The sequence below is a fragment of the Porphyromonas sp. oral taxon 279 str. F0450 genome, assembly GCF_000292995.1.
Classification (GTDB): Bacteria; Bacteroidota; Bacteroidia; order Bacteroidales; family Porphyromonadaceae; genus Porphyromonas; species Porphyromonas pasteri.
Window position 1 is genome coordinate 23353 of sequence record NZ_ALKJ01000021.1, and the last position, 19775, is coordinate 43127.

General features: G+C 54.3%; 24 protein-coding genes. All 24 read left to right on the plus strand.

What is annotated here, in order from left to right; translation table 11 throughout:
- Positions 1-2 precede the first annotated feature (2 nt).
- The 24 genes from HMPREF1323_RS06045 to rplQ all read left to right on the plus strand — a co-directional run bounded on the left by HMPREF1323_RS06045 (position 3) and on the right by rplQ (position 19097).
- A complete protein-coding gene (locus HMPREF1323_RS06045; protein WP_009433241.1) occupies positions 3-1715 on the plus strand; it encodes a S41 family peptidase in 1713 nt (570 codons plus the stop codon).
- Positions 1716-1719: 4 nt separating this feature from the next.
- Complete coding sequence (locus tag HMPREF1323_RS06050) at positions 1720-2268, plus strand: FHA domain-containing protein (protein WP_009433281.1); 549 nt, start codon at positions 1720-1722, stop codon at positions 2266-2268.
- Between the two features lie 210 nt (positions 2269-2478).
- A complete protein-coding gene (gene rpmB, locus HMPREF1323_RS06055; protein ID WP_009433260.1) occupies positions 2479-2730 on the plus strand; it encodes a 50S ribosomal protein L28 in 252 nt (83 codons plus the stop codon).
- Between the two features lie 10 nt (positions 2731-2740).
- A complete protein-coding gene (gene rpmG, locus HMPREF1323_RS06060) occupies positions 2741-2929 on the plus strand; it encodes a 50S ribosomal protein L33 (RefSeq protein ID WP_009433251.1) in 189 nt (62 codons plus the stop codon).
- 18 nt (positions 2930-2947) lie between these two features.
- Positions 2948-3097 (plus strand): DUF4295 domain-containing protein, encoded by a 150-nt coding sequence (locus HMPREF1323_RS09115; protein WP_009433277.1) that lies wholly within the window; start codon positions 2948-2950, stop codon positions 3095-3097.
- 200 nt (positions 3098-3297) lie between these two features.
- Positions 3298-4692 carry an MATE family efflux transporter gene (locus tag HMPREF1323_RS06065; RefSeq protein WP_009433273.1) on the plus strand — a complete coding sequence of 465 codons (1395 nt, stop codon included), beginning with the start codon at positions 3298-3300 and terminating at the stop codon, positions 4690-4692.
- A 27-nt stretch (positions 4693-4719) separates the two neighbouring features.
- Positions 4720-5853: a metallophosphoesterase gene (locus HMPREF1323_RS06070; protein ID WP_044124150.1), complete on the plus strand. Its 1134-nt coding sequence runs from the start codon at positions 4720-4722 to the stop codon at positions 5851-5853.
- A gap of 555 nt (positions 5854-6408) precedes the next feature.
- Positions 6409-7764 carry a DUF262 domain-containing protein gene (locus tag HMPREF1323_RS06075; RefSeq protein WP_009433255.1) on the plus strand — a complete coding sequence of 452 codons (1356 nt, stop codon included), beginning with the start codon at positions 6409-6411 and terminating at the stop codon, positions 7762-7764.
- 9 nt (positions 7765-7773) lie between these two features.
- Positions 7774-9792 carry a GmrSD restriction endonuclease domain-containing protein gene (locus HMPREF1323_RS06080; RefSeq protein WP_009433264.1) on the plus strand — a complete coding sequence of 673 codons (2019 nt, stop codon included), beginning with the start codon at positions 7774-7776 and terminating at the stop codon, positions 9790-9792.
- Between the two features lie 1012 nt (positions 9793-10804).
- Positions 10805-11200 carry a 30S ribosomal protein S8 gene (gene rpsH, locus HMPREF1323_RS06085; RefSeq protein WP_009433286.1) on the plus strand — a complete coding sequence of 132 codons (396 nt, stop codon included), beginning with the start codon at positions 10805-10807 and terminating at the stop codon, positions 11198-11200.
- An 18-nt stretch (positions 11201-11218) separates the two neighbouring features.
- Positions 11219-11770: a 50S ribosomal protein L6 gene (gene rplF, locus HMPREF1323_RS06090; protein WP_009433290.1), complete on the plus strand. Its 552-nt coding sequence runs from the start codon at positions 11219-11221 to the stop codon at positions 11768-11770.
- Positions 11771-11796: 26 nt separating this feature from the next.
- On the plus strand, positions 11797-12141 hold the full coding sequence (gene rplR / locus HMPREF1323_RS06095) for a 50S ribosomal protein L18 (RefSeq protein ID WP_009433271.1): 345 nt from the start codon (positions 11797-11799) through the stop codon (positions 12139-12141).
- A 14-nt stretch (positions 12142-12155) separates the two neighbouring features.
- Entirely contained in the window at positions 12156-12680 is a 525-nt protein-coding gene (gene rpsE / locus HMPREF1323_RS06100; protein WP_009433282.1) for a 30S ribosomal protein S5, read from the plus strand.
- Positions 12681-12705: 25 nt separating this feature from the next.
- A complete protein-coding gene (gene rpmD, locus HMPREF1323_RS06105; RefSeq protein ID WP_009433280.1) occupies positions 12706-12882 on the plus strand; it encodes a 50S ribosomal protein L30 in 177 nt (58 codons plus the stop codon).
- Positions 12883-12910: 28 nt separating this feature from the next.
- A complete protein-coding gene (gene rplO, locus HMPREF1323_RS06110) occupies positions 12911-13357 on the plus strand; it encodes a 50S ribosomal protein L15 (protein WP_009433238.1) in 447 nt (148 codons plus the stop codon).
- A gap of 6 nt (positions 13358-13363) precedes the next feature.
- Positions 13364-14704, plus strand: a complete 1341-nt coding sequence (gene secY / locus HMPREF1323_RS06115; protein ID WP_009433250.1) for a preprotein translocase subunit SecY — start codon at positions 13364-13366, stop codon at positions 14702-14704.
- A gap of 1 nt (position 14705) precedes the next feature.
- Positions 14706-15491, plus strand: coding sequence for a type I methionyl aminopeptidase (gene map / locus HMPREF1323_RS06120; RefSeq protein ID WP_009433296.1), 786 nt, complete (start codon positions 14706-14708; stop codon positions 15489-15491).
- A 17-nt stretch (positions 15492-15508) separates the two neighbouring features.
- Positions 15509-15727 (plus strand): translation initiation factor IF-1, encoded by a 219-nt coding sequence (gene infA / locus HMPREF1323_RS06125; RefSeq protein WP_005468188.1) that lies wholly within the window; start codon positions 15509-15511, stop codon positions 15725-15727.
- A 12-nt stretch (positions 15728-15739) separates the two neighbouring features.
- On the plus strand, positions 15740-15856 hold the full coding sequence (ykgO, locus tag HMPREF1323_RS06130) for a type B 50S ribosomal protein L36 (protein ID WP_009433293.1): 117 nt from the start codon (positions 15740-15742) through the stop codon (positions 15854-15856).
- Positions 15857-15897: 41 nt separating this feature from the next.
- The gene (rpsM, locus tag HMPREF1323_RS06135; RefSeq protein WP_009433263.1) at positions 15898-16278 is read left to right on the plus strand and encodes a 30S ribosomal protein S13; all 381 of its coding nucleotides are present in this window, start codon (positions 15898-15900) and stop codon (positions 16276-16278) included.
- A gap of 11 nt (positions 16279-16289) precedes the next feature.
- The gene (rpsK, locus tag HMPREF1323_RS06140; protein ID WP_005468193.1) at positions 16290-16676 is read left to right on the plus strand and encodes a 30S ribosomal protein S11; all 387 of its coding nucleotides are present in this window, start codon (positions 16290-16292) and stop codon (positions 16674-16676) included.
- Between the two features lie 303 nt (positions 16677-16979).
- Positions 16980-17585: a 30S ribosomal protein S4 gene (rpsD, locus tag HMPREF1323_RS06145; RefSeq protein WP_009433243.1), complete on the plus strand. Its 606-nt coding sequence runs from the start codon at positions 16980-16982 to the stop codon at positions 17583-17585.
- Between the two features lie 22 nt (positions 17586-17607).
- On the plus strand, positions 17608-18621 hold the full coding sequence (locus HMPREF1323_RS06150; protein WP_009433274.1) for a DNA-directed RNA polymerase subunit alpha: 1014 nt from the start codon (positions 17608-17610) through the stop codon (positions 18619-18621).
- 8 nt (positions 18622-18629) lie between these two features.
- Entirely contained in the window at positions 18630-19097 is a 468-nt protein-coding gene (gene rplQ / locus HMPREF1323_RS06155) for a 50S ribosomal protein L17 (protein WP_009433270.1), read from the plus strand.
- Positions 19098-19775 lie beyond the last annotated feature (678 nt).

Below are 19775 nucleotides of genomic sequence, written 5' to 3' on the forward strand. Positions count from 1 at the left end.
CTATGACTTACTGGACGAAGATCCTGAGCCTCGCGCTCGGCCTACTCCTCCTCACGCCTGCGTCGGCTCAGACGAAGGGCAAGGAAGAGAAGAAGAAGGATAATAAGTTTAGCTACGTGCAGGCTGTCGATATCTTCGGCTCCTCACTGGCGCTCCTTGACCGCCACTTTGTCGACTCCATCGATATCAAGCGTCTGAGCCGTATCGGCTTGGACGGTATGCTCGAGAGCCTCGACCCCTATACCGAGTACTATTCGTCGGAGGATACCGACAAGCTCCGTCTCCTGACGACTGGGGCTTATGGCGGTATCGGGTCGGTCATCTCGCAGCGCCCCGATAGTACGATCATCATCAACGACCCCATGGAGGGTATGCCCGCTGCACAGGCCGGTCTGCGTGCTGGTGACGTCATCCTCGAGGTCGACGGTCAGGACTTCCGTAAGTCGACCAGCGATAAGGTGAGTGCCGCCCTCAAGGGTACGCCTGGGAGCAAGATCGTGCTCCTCATCCAGCGTCCAGGGGAGTCGAAGCCTCGCCGTATCGAGTTCCGCCGTCAGAAGATTCAGGTCAGCCCCGTGCCTTACTATGGTGTCATCGGGAAGGATATGGGCTATATCTCCCTCACGGGCTTCCCCAACACGGCAGCCGCTGAGGTGAAGAAGGCCTTCCTGGACCTCAAGTCCAAGCACCAGCTCCGTGGGCTCATCCTTGACCTGCGCGACAATGGTGGTGGGCTCATCGACGAAGCCATCAAGATCGTCAACTTCTTCGTCCCCGCAGGCGAGGAGGTCGTGACGACGCGTGGACGTAATGCCCGCCGTCAGGAGGTCGTCTATCGCACGACTGACAAGCCTCTCGACACGCAGATCCCCATCGCAGTGCTCATCAATGGGCAGTCAGCCTCGGCCTCCGAGATCGTGAGCGGTGCTCTGCAAGATCTCGATCGCGCTGTCGTCATGGGCGTCAAGAGCTATGGTAAGGGCCTTGTGCAGACGACGATGCAGCTCCCCTACGACGGGACGATCAAGCTCACGACGGCGAAGTACTACATCCCCAGCGGTCGCTGTATCCAGCGCATCAACTACCAGTCGCTGCGTGAGGGTAAGGGCGCTACGATCCTGCCCGACAGCCTGACGAAGGTCTTCCATACGCGAGCAGGCCGTGAGGTCCGTGATGCTGGTGGTATCCTCCCCGACATCGCTCTCACGAATGACTCGCTGCCCACGATGGTGTACTACCTGCGTGTCAATAACGATGCCTTCGACTGGATCACCGACTATGTGCGCAGCCACCGCACGATCGCTTCGCCCCGTGACTTCAAGCTCACGGATGCAGACTATGCCTCCTTCTCTAATCACATGATCGAGAAGAAGTTCGACTACGACCGCCAGAGTGGCAAGGAGCTGAAGAAGCTGGAGGACTTGGCGAAGTTCGAGGGCTATTACAACAAGAGTCGTGAGGCCTTCGAGGCGCTGAAGAAGCTCCTCGTCCCCGACCTCAAGCACGACCTCGAGGAGCATCGTCCCTTCATCGAGCAGTATCTGACGGGGGCTATCCTCACCCGCTACTATTACAATCGAGGGGCGCTGGAGCGCAGCGTCGCCGAGGACAAGATGGTGCGTGCCGCAGAGGATCTCCTCGCAGATCCCGCACGCTACACGAAGGTCCTGAGCCGCCCCGAGGCTAAGACCGCTGCTACCCCTACAGCGAAGTAGTGCGATGAAGAAAATCTTTTGCCCCAAGTGCGATACGGCAATCCCTCTGAGGAGGGAGCGTATCGAGGAGCTGCAGGCCTCGGGAGAGGATCGCCTCTCGATCATCTGCCCGCAGTGCACGCATCAGCTCAACCTGCGTCTGCGCTTGCCTTCGGCTAAGAGCACGAAGCGACAAGAGCAGCGCACCTCCGTCGGGCATATCATCGTGGTAGAGAATGTCTTCGGCTATAAGCAGCTCTTCCCCCTCTACGTCGGGGTGAATGCTATCGGCCGTCGAAATAAGGATACCGCTACGGATATCCCTGTCATCACCTCCGACCCCAGCATGGACCGCCATCATGCGATCATCAAGGTCACTGAGGGGCGCACGGGGAAGCTCCGCTTCGCTGTGGCAGATGACGATAGCCGTGTGGGGACCTTCCTCGCAGGCGAGCTTCTCGCCCCGAAGGAGTGGCGCTACCTCCAGCCTGGAGACGTGCTCACGCTCGGCGCTACCTCCATCATCTTCAGCGACGAACCCCTCTCCGAAGATCCCACCATCGAGGAGTCGTAGCTTGCGCCTTCCCTCTCCACTCGCGGGGCCAACGAGCTACGCTCACCGCTCTCGTCGTGGTGGACGATTTTTTACGTCTGCATGGTATAGTGGGTTGCTTATGTGCGTATTTTTTGCTTACTTTGCAGACCGATTGTAGAGTCCTCCTGAGGGAGGTGAAGATACAAGTCGCTGATTACGTTAGAAATAACAAACTAAAATATAAGAGTAATGTCAAAGATTTGTCAGATTACAGGTAAGAAAGCCCTGGTCGGCAACAATGTCTCGCACTCCAATCGCAAGACAAAGCGCCGCTTCGAAGTCAACCTGTTTACCAAGAAGTTCTTCTGGCCAGAAGAAGGGTGCTGGATCGTCCTGAAGGTGTCTGCCGCAGGCCTCCGCCTCATCAACAAGATCGGTCTCGATGCCGCTGTGCGTCAGGCTGCAAACAATGGCTACCTAAGTGAAATCAAAGTAAAGTAGTAGGAAGATCATGGCAAAGAAAGCTAAAGGAAACAGAGTACAGGTCATCCTCGAGTGCACCGAGCACAAGGAGAGTGGTATGCCAGGGACGTCCCGCTACATCACGACCAAGAACAGAAAGAATACGACCGAGCGTCTTGAGCTGAGAAAGTACAACCCCATCCTCAAGCGTATGACGGTCCATAAGGAAATCAAGTAATCACGAGGAGACAAGACAATGGCAAAGAAAGCAGTCGCATCATTCAAGAAGGCCGACGGTCGTACCTACTCTAAGGTCATCAAGATGGTCAAGTCCCCTAAGACGGGTGCTTACATCTTCCAGGAAGAGATGGTCCCCAACGAAGCCGTCAAGGAGTTCTTCTCTTAATCGAACGAACTTCGTCGGGTGCTTTGCCCTCGCTATAGAGGTCGCACCCACCGCCGCTACCCGAGTGTAGCACACACCTACAAGAGGCTGCCCCATGCAATGCAAGCGGGCAGCCTCTTATCTTTTCGAGACCTCCGAGTTAACTCCTCTCACCGCGCCTCTATCAGTAGCGGTGCCGACCCTATAAAGCAGAGATCTTCATGTCTACGCAGGCAGAAAAAAACACCGAGCGCATCGAGCGCTTAGCTCACGAGCGCATCCCACGCCTACTCATTCACTATGGTGTCCCAGCTATTGTGGGGACGATGGTCAACGCGCTCTACAGCGTCGTCGACCGCATCTTCATCGGTCAGGGCGTCAGTGAATTTGCTATCACAGGGCTTGCTCTGACCTTCCCTATCCTGATCTTCCTCCAAGCCTTCGGTATGCTTATCGGCGTCGGGGCTTCGTCTCGTGTGTCCATCCTCCTCGGCGAGAACAAGCACGATCAGGCTGAGCGTATCCTGAGTAATGCCCTTCTGCTGACTCTGGTCACGCAGGTGCTGACCTTAGTGCCGGTGATGATCTGGCTCGACGAAATCCTCCGAGCTCTGGGGGCTAACGACCGTACGCTCCCCTTCGCCTACGACTATCTGAAGATCATGATCCCGGGGAATATCTTCTCGACGCTCTGCTTCAGCTTCAATGCGATCATGCGTGCTTCGGGCTATCCCTACAAGGCGATGGTCACGATGCTCATCGGGGCAGGGCTCAATACGCTCCTCGATGCGCTCTTCATCTATGGCTTTGGCTGGGGTATCGAGGGGGCTGCTTGGGCTACGGTGATCGCTATGGCAGTGTCGTCTGCGTTTGTGATGCAGCACTTCCTCAGTAGCAAGAGCGAGGTGCAGTTCCGCCGACGCAATATGCGCCTTTCCTCCGAGCAGATCCTGGCGATCCTCTCTATCGGCATGTCGCCCTTCTTCCTGCAGCTCCTCAGTAGTGGTATCACCTTCCTCATCAACTCCACCCTGGCACGCTATGCAGAGAACCCTCTGATGGCTGACCGCGCGGTGGGGGCTTATGGGATCATCAATAGCGCGGCCCTTGTGGGCTTCATGTTCATGCTCGGTATCGCTCAGGGGATGCAGCCCATCGTGGGCTATAACTACGGAGCCCGTGCGATGGATCGTGTGCGTCTGACCTTCAAGATCTGCTCGATGACGAACTTCGGTATCGGTGCATTCGTGACTATCGTAGCGGTAGTGGCACCAGGCTTGATCGCCTCGCTCTTCACCAGCTCGCCTGAGATGATCGAGGCCTCTGTCCATGCGCTGCGCCTCTGCCTCTATGGCTTTGCCTTCGTAGGCTTCCAGGTCACGGCTACGCAGTTCTTCCAAAGTATTGGCTTCGGGGGTAAGGCGCTTCTCTTGAGTCTCTCGCGTCAGATCCTCTTCCTCCTGCCTGCGCTCTTCCTCTTCCCTCTGCTCTGGGGCTCTACGGGTGTATGGCTCGCTATGCCCTTCTCGGACATCGCTGCAGGGGTGCTGGGGATGATCCTGATGTACTATCAGTTCAAGATCTTCGACCGTAAGTTCTCCTCCGAGGGGCTCTAAGGTCGCATGCCACTTTCCCTTTATACTATGGTTTATTTGTATTCGGTCCTCTGCTGCCTCTTCCTCTTCCCGTACCTCGGGTGGCGCGCAGGGCAAGTGCTGGGGCCACGTCTGCGCCGCGTCTTCTGGGGCTTGCTGGTGCTGATCTTTGTCCTCTTCTCCATCGCGCTCCTCATCCATCGCCGCTTCGAAGCTGACTGGATGAGTGCCGTGATGAATGGTAGCGTGTACATCTTCTTCTCTACGATGTACGCCACGGCCGTCGTCGTCGGGGTGAATATCCTACGCTATATCGATGCGCGCACGCTCAAGCTTTACACTTCGGCTCGCCCCGCGGTAAAGCAGGGGGTGAAGGTCGTCGCCTTCATCGCTACCCTTGCGGTCTTCTTCACGACGATGGTCATCGGCCACCGCAATGTGCGCTACCCGCGCGTCATGTATCAGAAGTACACCGTCAAGCGTCTAGTGCCCGAAGGGGCACAGCCCGAGAAGCGCATGCGTCTGGTCTTCTTCTCCGACCTGCATATCGGCGAGGCGATGACGCCTGACTATATCGCTCGTGCGGTGAAGCTCATCCAAGACCAGCAGCCTGACCTCATCCTCTGCGGTGGGGACTTCATCGATCACCGCGCCGTCTACGCTTATGATCCGCGCGTGATGGCTTCGCTTCGCTCGCTCCATGCGACTCTGGGTGTGTACTATGTCTTGGGGAATCACGAATATCGTGACGATCTGGAGGCCAATATCCGCTGGGTTTCCGAAGTCGGTGGCACGCTCCTTCGCGACAGTATCGCTTTCCCTGGGAATGGCCCGCTTACGCTCATCGGGCGTGATGACTGGGTGAATGGCAACCGAAAGCCCTTCGAGGTCATCGCCAACGAAGCGGATCCCTTGCGTGGGCCCGTTGTGCTCATGGAGCATACGCCCGCCTCGATAGATAGCATCGGCGATAGCCCCGTGGACCTCATCCTCTGTGGCCATACCCATGGTGGACAGATCTGGCCCGGCCAACTGATGGTCTGGTGGCGCTACGGCATGGTCTCGGGTACGCGCCCTGTGGGTGAGCGTGAGGTGTGCATCTCCTCAGGTGTCGGCTCGGCGGGGGCGACCTACCGCGTAGGTACGCGCAGTGAGATCCGCGTCTACGACCTCTACTGGTAGCGGGCTATACCGCTCTATACGAATACAGCCAAGCGCCAGCTCTCTTGTGAGGGCTGGCGCTTGGCTTTCGTCCTTTGTCGGGCCGGCTGCGTAGCTCGGTATATCTCGCTTTGCTATAAGTGTATGCGGTCAGTCTGTATGGCTTCATCGTGGGATCTCTATGGATGGGGTGGTGTGAACCTATATTGGTCGGCGGGCTGACCTATATAGATTCGTCTTGTGACCTATATAGATCGCTGCGTGGACCAATATAGGTCAGCCCGCCGACCAGTATAGGTTGATATTCCCCTCCTCGGCTTCCCCTTTTTCTCAGCCTCGGAGTGAGATGCCACCTTGCACGGTAGAGTAGGGGGGGGTAGCATTGTCTTCTGATTATGTGTCTGGTACTCTTGGTCGGGAAATCGTGTGGGGTGGGTAAGTGTTTGTGAGGTGGTTGATTGTTTCATGAGGTGAAGTTGCCTATATTTGCCCGCCGAAAGCGGAGGTATACGAGCTGGTGTTCGCCATCACGCCTCTGCGAATTTCCCCCAAGTATAGATTATCGATGTAGAAGAGATGAGTAAGGCCGAAATACGCTCAGTTGAAGAGCTGCTGGGCAGAGAGTTGCAGATCCCTCCCTATCAGCGTCCGTATAAGTGGACGAAGAAGAATATCACAGACCTGCTTCTCGACATAGAGACGAGTATCCGCGAGGCGAAAAAGTATAAGGACTTCAAGTATCGCGTAGGTACTGTGATCCTCCATAAGAAGATCGAGGAGGGGAAGCTGACGTATGACATCGTCGATGGACAACAGCGTATTCTCTCATTCCTGCTATTGAAGCTGTGTCTGAGCCCAAACTTTACATGTAGTCTCCTATCTGCCAAGTTCTCCAGCAAGGTCACGCAGAAGAATCTCCATGAGAATTGTCAAGCCATACGGGAGTGGTTCGCCTTCGCTTCTACGGGGATGCGTAAAGACTTCAAGCAGGCTATGAAGAAGCACTTGGAGGTAGTCGTCATTACGGTCGATGAGGTTAGCGAGGCCTTCCAGCTCTTTGACTCGCAGAATAGCCGAGGTCGAGCGCTGTATCCTCATGACTTGCTCAAGGCCTACCACCTTCGGATCATATCGGGGAAGAAGGGGGAGGAGCGTGCTGTCGAGGAGTGGGAGGTAAAAGATCCGAAGGCGATAGCAGAGCTATTTAGGGATTACCTTTTCCCGATTTGGCATTGGGCGAGGAGGCGTAAGTGTGGGGGCTTTACTACTGCAGATATCGATCTTTATAAGGGTGTTGAGCCTGATTCGGAGTACGCATACGCGTACCGAGTGCGTCGGACAGGCGCACGCTATCAGATCACAGAGCCTTTCCCTGCGGGGCGTGACTTCTTCAAGATGGTGCACCACTATATGCAGATGCTGAAAGATCTCAAGCGGGAGATCGCAGTGAACCCAGCTTTGCAGGAGGTGAAAGAGATTCTCATCGCTTCCTCTGGGAGGGATAAGAAGAATACTTTGATAACGTCTGCTGAGGAATTAGACGAGGCTTTAGATCGTCAGCCTGTTGGCTTCCGCCATGCGTGTCGCCTCTTCTTCTGCGCCCTGCTCTGCTACTATGATCGCTTTGGTGTCTTGGATGCACGGGCTGTGAAGAGGCTCTTCACGTGGGCAATGATGCTTCGCGTAAATATGCAGCATCTCGGCTTTGCCTCTATCAATAAATACGCCATCGGGGAGCGTGATCCTCAGAAAGACCAATACACCAATGTGATACCTGTCCTTTCAATGATAGTCTCTGCGCGTAAGCATACGGAGATCTCAGATATATCGCTCAAGGTAGATGTGGAGCCAAGGCAAAGTGATGAGAAATGGGAGAGGCTACGAAAGGGGCTCCGTGCGCTAAATCAATGTGACGCTACTATCATAGAATAAGCGGATGCTATGAATAAGAAAAGAAGAGAGATCGACAGGCTAACGATACTGGCAGGAGCGGGGAAGACGCTCTTCAGCGAGGTGGGTGTGCGCTACGTGATACCACGCTATCAGCGCGCCTATGCGTGGGAGGAGAAGGAGATCGAGCAGCTGATAGATGACATCTGCGATGACAATGATCCTAAGAGGGATTACTACATCGGTTCGCTCATAGTCGCTCGTCGGAAGGCGGATGACGGGGTGGAGTATGAGGTCATCGATGGTCAGCAGCGCCTGACTACGATCTACCTGCTACTGCAGTGCTTGCTGGATGAGGGCTACTTCTCGCGAGGGGAGGTAAGCGTAGGGGAGGCGTTGTCGTTTGACTGCCGCTCTAAGTCGAACTGTACGCTGGCTTATATCCGGAGTGATGCTCAGAAGTCTGAGGGCAAAGAGGAGCTGCTGGATCAGTCCATCCTTCTGGCGGTTGATATCATTAAAAAGAAGTTGGCGAGGGAGTTTGGTGATAGGGTGAAGGATCAAAAGAAGTTTGTCGATCGCCTAAAGCATGTGGTGCTCTACCGCATTGAGGTCCCCGAGCATACTGATCTCAATCGCTACTTCGAGATCATGAATACCCGAGGCGAGCAGCTGGAGCAGCATGATATTCTCAAGGCTCGCTTGATGAATTACCTGGATGACGCATGTGAGCGTGAGGCCTTCGCTCGTATTTGGGAGGCTTGTAGCGATATGACGGGCTACGTCCAGATGCACTTTTCTGTAGAGGATCGGGAGAAGCTCTTCGTAGAGCAGTGGTCTTCTCTTTCCTCAGAGGATGCTCTTAGGGAGCTTTGTAGAGGCAAGAGACGGAGTGAAGGCAAGTCGGATGGGCTGGATATTACTGAGATCATTGACTCTAAATACAAGGAGGAGGACGAGGATGGTACTCAGGAGGAGCGTGATGCCGAGGCTCGTTTCGAGAGTATTATAGACTTTCCATACTTCCTGCTGCATGTGCTCAGGGTCTTCTGCCGTGTCAAAAGGCTGTCTATGGATGGTGCTGAGGAGCTTGGTAGTCTGCTTGATGACAAGTGCTTGCTTGCAGACTACAATAAGGTGATCGCTTGTGGTCAAATGGATGGTAGGCCTATCAAGGAGAATAAGGGTGGCTTCGCTCGTGAGTTTATTCAGTTCTTGCTGCGTTCACGCTTCCTGTTTGATAAGTTCATCATCAAGCGTGAGCGTGTCGAGGGTGATCAGGAGGGGAGTTGGAGTCTGAAGGAGCTACGTGCCCCTAATAAGAAGCCTTACTATGCGAATACGGAGTTTGGCTACTACAGAGAGAGGGGAAAGGAGCAGAAGTCTTTGGAGCGGAATAGAGAATGTCTAATGATCCAGTCTGCCCTTCGTGTATCGTACACCTCGCCCAAGGTTATGCACTGGGTGACGCGGTTGTTGGAGTGCTTGTTCGATGCTAAGCTTAAGCTACCCAAGTTGTCTGATAGGGCGGAGCGTATAGCTGCAGAGGCTGTGGCAGAGGGCTTCTTTGAGAAGACGCTTGAGGAAATGGGAGCGTATGACCTTCAGGAATATAAGTCGGAGGACTATGCCTTTGGGGTGGGGACTCCGCACATTGTCTTCAACTACTTAGACTACTTGCTGTGGAAGAAGGCAAAGAAGACGTACAAGGACTTTGTATTTGAGTTTCGCAATTCTGTCGAGCACTGGTATCCACAGCATCCCTCCGATGGTAGCATTGAGCCATGGGATGAAAGAGATGTCTTCGGGAACCTGTGCATCATCTCTCGAAGCGTCAATTCCAAGTTCTCCAATCTCTCGCCAGCATCGAAGATGGATACCTATAGGGGTATGGTGCAGAAGGGTAGCCTGAAGCTCCGAAAGATGGGGGAGATAATAGATAAGTTGCGTAAGACAGAAAAGCCTGGAGTGGCGGCGAAGCTGTGGAGGCAGTCAAAGTGCGCCAAGCATGAGGAGAAGATGATCAGCTTACTCTGTGAGGCTGTGCAGGAAGCCATAGAAGAGGAATAGGCTATAGGGTTCTCCGCTTTTCGCGCACGCACCTTGTGATAGTAGTATGCGCTGTTAGTTCGCCACCCTCGGGAGAGAACCCCGAGGGTGGCGTTGTTCTTTAGTCTTGCTTCTGCGGGGGAGGAGTGCAAATAACTATTGGTGTGGGGTGCAAACGAGTAGTGGTATGCGGTGCGAACGACTATTGGATTGCAGTGAAACGAATAGTGGTACGAGGTGTCATCCACTACTCGTTTGCACTCATACCACTATTTGGTTTGGAGGCTCAGCCTATTAGGTCGCTGCTCCGCGTAGGGGTAAAAGTTGCGGACGAGTGGTAGATAAGTTGGGACTACGTACGTGGACGATAAATCTACGTACGAGGATATTTGGATTTGCGTGCCTGGTCTTTAAGACTACGTGCATAGATAGAAGAATACCACTACGGGAAGGAGCATTTTTCTTTGCGAGAACAGCACTTTTCCCTCCGCTGGATAGGAGGAATGTTTGCGATAAGGCGAAGGGCTTGATCGGTCACTTCGGAGAGGTATATCGTGGGGCTGAGCGTGCGATGCCTTAGCATAATAAATAGAGGGCGGGACTTGCGGCAAGAGGCTCCATATAGTGGTTGCTTCTACGGGCTTGTAGAGAGGGGAGTTTCTTTCGGGAGGGAAGGCGATGGCAGGTAGTAGGCGGGCGTCGCTTGGGTGAAGGCTTGCGAAGGATTAGCGGGTGAGGTAGAGGGTTTTATCTCCTTTGCGGTAGGTGGAGCGTGTGGTGACGAAGGTTGCGCTTCTGTTGTGACGGAGGGGGTGGATTATACCTCGGATAGGGGGTGTCTTAAGGCTGTGCTGAGTTGATGCGATATGCTTATGCTTGTGTGAGTTGCAAGTGTGGCAAATAGTTTGTAAATTTGCATGCTTTTTATGCGCCGATATGCTCCTTTCTGAGGGGCGCTTGGTCGTAGAGAAGGCACTAAGCAGTATGTTTAAATATTGTCCGGGACGTCCGGATCAATTTAATTCTCAATTTAATGACAGATCCTATTGCAGATTATCTGACGCGCCTGCGTAATGCAGTGAAGGCTGGCCATCGTGTGGTCGAGATCCCCGCGTCTAATCTAAAGAAAGAGATCACGAAGATCCTCTTCGACAAGGGGTACATCCTCAACTTTAAGTTCGTCGAAGATGGCCCTCAGGGGAGCATCAAGGTGGCTCTGAAGTACGACCGCTCGGGTCGTGTGAATGCCCTCAAGGCCCTGAAGCGCGTCTCTCGCCCAGGTCTTCGTAAGTATGTCGGCTATCGTGAGATGCCCCGCGTACTCAATGGTCTCGGTATCGCTATCCTCTCTACTTCGAAGGGTGTCATGACCGATAAGGAAGCTTCGCAGCTCAAGGTAGGTGGCGAAGTGCTATGTTACATCTACTAAAGCAAGGAGGTACAAACTATGTCAAGAATAGGTAAGCACCCCATTAGCATCCCTGCTGGCGTAACGGTGTCCGTGAAGGATGGTGTCGTCACTGTAAAGGGCGCTAAGGGCGAACTCACTCAGAGCGTAGATGCTCGTATCGAAGTAGCCGTAGAAGATGCTCAGGTCGTCGTCCGTCGCGGTAGCGATGATCGCCAGGAGCGCTCACTGCACGGCCTCTATCGTGCCCTCATCAACAACATGATCGTCGGTGTCTCCGAAGGTTTCACCAAGACGCTTGAGCTGGTCGGTGTCGGTTATCGTGCATCCAACCAGGGTCAGATCCTCGAGCTTAGCCTCGGCTTCACGCACAACATCTTCCTCCAGCTCCCTAAGGAAATCAACCTGGAGACGAAGACTGAGCGTAACAAGAACCCCCTGATCATCCTCTCTTCTGCTGACAAGCAGCTGCTGGGTCAGGTGTGCTCTAAGATCCGCTCCTTCCGTATGCCAGAGCCTTATAAGGGTAAGGGTATTCGCTTCGAAGGTGAGGTCATCCGCCGTAAGTCGGGTAAGTCAGCTGGTAAGTAACCGCTTAAAACACGTATAAAGCAATCATGTTGAAGAAAGAAATAAGAAGACAGAAGATCAAGACGCGTGTACGTGCCAAGATCAGCGGTACGGCAGAGCGTCCTCGCCTGACGGTATTCCGAAGCAACAAGCAGATCTATGCTCAGGTGATCAACGACGTCGATGGCGTCACGATCGCAAGTGCCTCTTCCCTCAAGCTCAATGCTGAAGGTACGAAGAAGGAGATCGCAGCACTCGTAGGTACGGAGGTAGCTAAGGCTGCCCAGGCCGCAGGTGTATCCACCGTAGTATTTGACCGTAATGGCTACCTCTACCACGGCCGTGTGAAGGAGCTCGCTGATGCTGCACGTGCGGCAGGTCTTAACTTTTAATACTGTCTATCGCAATGTCAGATAATCGCACAAAGACAAACCGAGATACCGAGCAGAAGGATAAGCTCGTAGAGCGCCTCGTGGCCATCAACCGCGTAACTAAGGTTACCAAGGGTGGTCGTACCTTCACCTTCGCAGCTATCGTCGTCGTCGGTGACGAAGAAGGCCGTATCGGCTTCGGCCTGGGTAAGGCTGGTGAAGTATCCGCAGCTATCCAGAAGGGTGGTGCTGCTGCTCGCCGCAACCTCAAGCAGATCCCCCTCCACAAGGGTACGATCCCTCACGAACAGTCCGCATCCTTCGGTGGTGCTCGCGTCTTCCTCAAGCCTGCTTCTGCCGGTACCGGGGTTAAGGCTGGGGGTGCTATGCGTGCCGTCCTGGAAAGTGTCGGCGTAACGGACGTCCTCGCTAAGAGCAAGGGTTCGTCTAACCCTCACAACCTCGTCAAGGCTACGATCGAAGCTCTCTGTCAGATGCGCTCGCCTCTGATGGTCGCTCGTCAGCGTGGCATCTCTGTCGAAAAGGTCTTCAAGGGCTAATCATCATCCATAGACTCTAAGTACAATGTCAACGATAAAGATCCAGCAAGTACGTAGCCAGATCAAGAGCCCCAAGACTCAGAAGCTCACGCTTCAGGCACTTGGTCTGAAGAAGCTCAACCAGACGGTCGAGCACAAGGACAATCCCCAGATCCGCGGGATGGTCGAGAAGGTAAAGCACCTGGTGCGCATCGTAGAGTAATCACCCTATAAAGAAAGACAGAAGAAAAATGGATTTATCAAGTTTGAAGCCCGCAGCGGGCTCCGTCAAGACGCGTAAGCGCATCGGTCGTGGTCCTGGTTCTGGTCTCGGGGGTACTTCTACTCGTGGTCACAAGGGGGCTAAGAGCCGCTCGGGTTATTCAAAGAAGATCGGCTTCGAAGGTGGTCAGATGCCTATCCAGCGTCGTCTGCCTAAGTTCGGCTTCAAGAATATCAACCGCGTTGAATATGCACCTGTCAACCTCTCCACGCTGCAGAGCCTGGCAGAAGCTAAGAGCCTGACTCGCATCGCTAAGGCAGACCTCATCGAGGCTGGCCTGGTCGGCAAGAACGACCTCGTCAAGATCCTCGGTAACGGTACGCTCAGCCTGAAGCTCGAGGTCGAGGCTAACGCCTTCTCCAAGTCCGCAGAAGCAGCTATCATCGCACAGGGAGGTAGTGCAGTAAAACTCTAATAGCTCATGCGCTTAATAGAGACACTGAAAAACATATGGAAGGTAGAGGAGCTGCGTCAGCGGATCCTCACCACCTTGTTTTTCGTCCTGATCTATCGCCTGGGATCGTACATCGTCATCCCAGGGATCGATCCTAACCAGCTCAGCGCCCTGCACAAGCAGACAAGCGAAGGTCTGATGGCACTCCTTGATATGTTCTCAGGGGGAGCATTCTCTAATGCTTCGATCTTCGCTATGGGGATCATGCCTTATATCTCCGCGTCTATCGTGATGCAGCTCGCCGCTATCGCTGTGCCTTCTATCCAGAAGCTACAGCAGGAAGGGGAGAGCGGGCGCCGCAAGATCGACCAGTGGACACGCTATCTAACCGTCGTCCTGCTGCTCGTCCAGGGTTCGGCCTATCTGGTCAACCTGAACATGCAGCTGCGCCAAGCAGGGGGCTCACTGCCCGAAGGACTGTGGTTCGATATCTATGCGATCGTCGTCATGGCTGCAGGCAGTATGTTCGTCCTTTGGCTTGGTGAGCGTATCACAGACAAGGGTCTTGGCAACGGTGTATCTCTGATCATCATGATCGGTATCATCGCCCGCCTCCCAGGAGCTGTGCTCGCCGAATGGGGGACGCGCGCCTCTGGCGGTGCTGGGGGGCTCGTGTGGTTCCTCTTCGAGATCGTCTTCTTGCTCGCCGTCATGGCCGGTGCTATCCTGCTCGTCCAGGGTACGCGTCGTGTGCCCGTACAGTACGCTAAGCGCGTCGTCGGGAACAAGCAGTACGGAGGCGCTCGCCAGTACATCCCACTGAAGGTCAATGCCGCTAACGTCATGCCGATCATCTTCGCGCAGACGATCATGATGCTCCCTATCACGCTCCTCAGCTGGGCACAGGGTGACAGTGCCAATGGCTTCGTACAGGCCTTTATGGACAATACGGGTATTTGGTACAACCTGGTCTTCGCGATCCTCATCCTCCTCTTCACCTACTTCTACACAGCGATCACGATCAACCCTGCGCAGATGGCCAATGACCTGAAGCGTAACAATGGGTTCATCCCCGGTGTGAAGCCTGGCAAGGCTACGAAGGACTACCTCGATGCGATCATGGACCGCATCACCCTCCCCGGTGCCTTCTTCCTCGCTATCGTGGCTATCATGCCTGCCTTCGCTCGTGTCATCGGTATCTCTGGGGGATTCGCTCAGTTCTTCGGTGGTACGTCACTGCTGATCCTTGTCGGGGTCGTCCTCGACACGCTCCAGCAGATCGAGAGCCACCTCTTGATGCGCCACTACGATGGTCTGCTCAAGAGTGGTCGTATCAAGGGACGTACCGGCTCTGTAGCTGCTTACTAAGATGATCTACTTAAAGACAGACGAAGAGATCGAACTCATGCGCGCGGCCAACCTCTTAGTAGGCCGTACGCTCGCCGAGGTCGCTAAGATCATAGCTCCTGGGGTCTCGACCCTGCAGCTGGACAAGCGCGCTGAGGAGTTCATCCGTGACAACGGTGCGACTCCCGCATTCCTCGGCTACAATGGCTTCCCTGGGAGTCTCTGCACCTCGGTCAATGACCATGTGGTGCACGGGATCCCTTCCTCGAAGGTCGTACTCAAGGACGGTGACATCGTCTCCGTCGACTGCGGCACGAAGCTCGCAGGCTTCACTGGGGACTCCGCCTACACGTTCGCTGTAGGTGAGGTAGCTCCCGAGACTCTCGCCCTCCTTCGCACGACGAAGGAATCCCTCTACATCGGCATCGAGCATGCTGTAGCGGGGAAGCGCGTCGGTGATATCGGCGCTGCGGTCCAGCAGTATTGTGAAGCACGTGGCTATCATATCGTCCGCGAACTTGAAGGCCACGGGATCGGGAAGAACATGCATGAGGAGCCAGGTGTGCCCAACTTCGGGCGCCGTGGCACGGGGCCTGAGCTCCGCTCTGGGATGTGCATCTGCATCGAGCCAATGGTGAACATGGGCTCGAAGAATGTCATCTTCGATCGCGATGGCTGGACCGTCCGTACTAAGACGGGCAAGCCTTCAGCCCACTTCGAGCACTGCGTCGCTATCCGCGATGGCAAGGCCGATATCCTCTCTTCGTTTGACTTTATCAAGGAAGTCTTGGTAGACAGAGAGTTTTAATCTCGCAACCACAGTATATGCCGAAGCAAGCAGCAATAGAACTCGACGGTGTCATCCTCGAAGCGCTCTCGAACGCAATGTTCAAGGTCGAGCTCGAGAACGGACACGTCATCACCGCCCACATCTCTGGGAAGATGCGTATGCACTACATCAAGATCCTCCCAGGTGACAAGGTCAAGGTAGAGATGTCTCCCTACGACTTGACTAAGGGGCGTATATCATTCAGATATAAATAACCCTATATAGATATGAAAGTAAGAGCATCACTCAAGAAGCGCACCGCCGACTGCAAGATCGTTCGTCGCAAGGGGCGTCTGTACGTAATCAACAAGAAGAACCCCAAGTTCAAGCAACGCCAGGGGTAGTCTCTAACCATCGGACTATATTTTAACGAACTAAGATAAGTATGGCTATCAGAATTGTTGGCGTCGACTTGCCACAAAACAAACGAGGAGAAATTGCCTTGACTTACATCTTCGGGATCGGTCGTAGCAGCGCTACCAAGATCCTCGATAAGGCTGGGGTCGATCGCAATATCAAGGTAAAGGACTGGACCGATGACCAGGCTGCCGCTATCCGTGAGGTGATCGGTGCCGAGTACAAGGTCGAAGGGGATCTGCGCTCCGAAGTCCAGCTCAACATCAAGCGACTGATGGACATCGGTTGCTACCGTGGTGTCCGCCACCGTATCGGTCTGCCTCTACGCGGTCAGAGTACGAAGAACAATGCTCGTACTCGTAAGGGTAAGAAGAAGACTGTCGCAAATAAGAAGAAAGCTACTAAGTAATAGAGATTGATATGGCAAAGAAAGTAGTCGCAAAGAAGAAGGTCGTCAAGATCGACGCTGTGGGCCAGGCTCACATCCACTCTTCTTTTAATAACATCATCATCTCTCTGACCAACAACGACGGTCAGGTCATCAGCTGGTCTTCGGCTGGTAAGATGGGATTCCGTAGCTCTAAGAAGAACACCCCTTACGCTGCTCAGATGGCGGCCCAGGATTGCGCTAAGGTCGCTTACGACCTCGGTCTGCGCAAGGTCAAGGTCTTCGTCAAGGGTCCAGGTAACGGCCGTGAGTCTGCTATCCGCACCATCCATGGCGCTGGTATCGAAGTCACTGAGATCGTCGACGTGACCCCAATGCCACACAATGGCTGCCGTCCTCCTAAGCGTCGTCGCGTCTAATCCCTGACTTCGCTTCAGATCACAGAGTAGTTTCATAAAGATCGCAGTACACTCCCAGAGACGCTCCGCTCACTGTGCTCCCTCCATCGGGCACCAGGGTGCGAGCGAACGCTAAGAGTCCTGAGCTAAGCAAGGCGCCGAGGTAGACGACGAGTGAAAGATTGGCTATACTTTCATATATCTATCCTCTCCTCATAACCGGTCGCGGCTGCACTCCGCCTCCCTCCCGCCACCCGCTGCTCTTTGCCTCCAGCGTTGCCTCTCCCCGAGAGGTCGCTCGTACTGCTTCAACAATAGAAGACAATGGCAAGATATACAGGTCCAAAATCAAAGATCGCCCGTAAGCTTGGCGCACCTATCTTCGGTGCCGACAAGGTACTCTCCAAGAAGAACTATCCTCCTGGACAGCACGGCAACAACCGCCGTCGTAAGACGAGCGAATATGGCATCCAGCTCAAGGAAAAGCAGAAGGCTAAGTACACCTATGGCGTACTCGAGCGTCAGTTCCGCAACCTCTTCGAAAAGGCTCAGCGCACGAAGGGCGTCACGGGTGAAGTGCTTCTCCAGCTCCTGGAAAGCCGCCTCGACAACGTCGTCTATCGCCTCGGCATCGCTAAGACGCGTGCAGCTGCTCGTCAGCTCGTCTCGCACCGTCACATCACCGTCGATGGTCAGGTAGTCAACATCCCTTCTTACACCCTCAAGCCCGGCCAGGTCGTCGGCGTCCGTGAGAAGGCGAAGAGCTTAGAGGTCATCACCGACTCTCTGGCTGGTCGTAGCCACAGCAGCTACAGCTGGCTCGAGTGGAATCAGGCTTCTCTCTCCGGTAAGTTCCTCAGCGCTCCTCAGCGTGAAGACATCCCCGAAGAGATCAAGGAGCAGCTGATCGTCGAACTATACTCTAAGTAATAATCCCTATTATCTCACTCACATGGCAATATTAGCATTTCAGAAGCCCGAAAACGTCCTCATGATGGATGCGACGGACTCGTACGCTAAGTTCGAGTTCCGCCCTCTTGAGCCGGGATATGGTACCACTGTCGGTAATGCCCTGCGTCGTATACTCCTTTCTTCACTCGAAGGCTACGCCATCTCGACCATCAAGATCGAAGGTGTCAATCATGAATTTGCTACTATTCCGGGTGTCTTGGAGGATGTAACTAACATCATTCTCAACCTGAAGCAAGTCCGCTTCCGTGCCCTCGTCCAGGACGCTACTGAGGAGACCGTCAGCCTGACGATCTCTGGTCAGCAGCAGTTCCTCGCTGGCGAGCTCAACGGCAAGCTTACTTCCTTCGAAGTCCTCAATCCCGAGCTGGTCATCTGCCACATCGATGAGGCGTATACCCTTACTATCGAGCTCTCCATCAACAAGGGGCGTGGTTACATCCCCGCTGATGAGAAGCTGGTCGACACGGCTCAGGAGAATGAGCTGCAGACGATCGCTATCGACTCGATCTATACGCCTATCCGTAATGTCAAGTACTTCACGGAGAACTATCGTGTAGAGCAGAAGACTGACTACGAGAAGCTGACCCTCGAGATCACCACTGACGGGAGCATTCATCCCCAGCAGGCTCTCAAGGACGCAGCAGCTATCCTCATCGAGCACTTCAGCCTCTTCATCTCTGACCCTGTCGAGGTAGAAGAGAATGCAGTCATCGAGGAAGGCGACGAGGAGGTACTGGACATGCAGGAGATCGATCGCGTATCTCAGCTGCTCCGTACTGATCTCAAGGATCTCGATCTCTCCGTCCGTGCGCAGAACTGCCTCCGCTCCGGCAACGTATTCCGTCTGGCCGACCTCGTCGTCCTCGACGCTGATACGCTCAGCAAGTTCCGCAACTTCGGTAAGAAGTCTATGGACGAGCTCAACGAGCTGATGGAGCGACTCGGACTCACCTTCGGGATGGATGTTAGCAAGTACAATTTAGATAATGACTAAGTAGAAAGATGAGACATAATAAGAAATTCAATCATCTCGGTCGTAAGAAGGCGCACCGCGAGGCTATGCTTTCCAACATGGCTGCATCGCTCATCCTGCACAAGCGCATCTTCACCACGGTCGCTAAGGCTAAGGCTCTTCGCGTATACGTCGAGCCCCTGCTGACCCGCGCTAAGGAAGACTCCACGCACGCACGTCGTATCGTCTTCGCTGAGCTGCAGAATAAGTTTGCTGTCAAGGAACTCTTCGGCTCCGTTGCTGAGAAGATCGCTGACCGTCCCGGTGGCTACACCCGTATCCTCAAGACGGGTAACCGCCTCGGTGACAACGCTGCTGTCTGCTTCATCGAACTCGTAGACTTCAACGAGAACATGCTCAAGGAAAAGGCTGAAAAGAAGGCTGCTCCTAAGACGCGTCGTTCACGTCGCTCTACGAAGGCTACGGCTGAAGCTCCTGCTGCTGAAAGCGCAGAATAGTAGCTCTCCCCCCTTCGATATTCTATCGGCTAGTGCCCGCTGTGACTTCGGTCGCAGCGGGCACTTTTGCGTTCGCGCATCAGGCTCTCCTTCTTGGCGGGCTGAGATAGAGTGTCTCTCGGGAGGGGCAAAAGTGACCACTACTGGTCGCCGATCGGATCAGTACTGGTCACTTCAGTAAGCAGTACTGCTCACCACCACTTACCAGTACTGGTCAGGACGCCGACCAGTACTGGTTGCTTTTTCCTTCAGCAGTGCATCTCTATCAGATGCACTGCTGAAGGGGGGCTTTGTATGGGGCGTGTCGGAGGAGGAATAGTGGGGGAGGGTCAAAGCAATAGTCGTTTGCGTTCATCCCACTATTGGTACCATATGCGGACCAATAGTGGAATGCAGGTGAAACCTATAGTGGTCTGCACGTGAACCTATATTGCTTCGCAGACGAACCACTATTGGTCGCGCGCGTGACCTATATAGGTCGGAGCAGTGATCTATATAGGTCGTCACACCCTTCTCACGGAGAGGTGGGGTAGCGGACGGTGAGGAGGGAGCTTCAGCGACGCCTTTTTCCCTCCTGCCCCTTGGGTGGGGGAGGCGGTCGTCGGGGGTGAATCGTCGTACGGTGGCCCTGTACCTTGCTCATATGTAAAATATCATTTATATTTGCTCATTAAAATC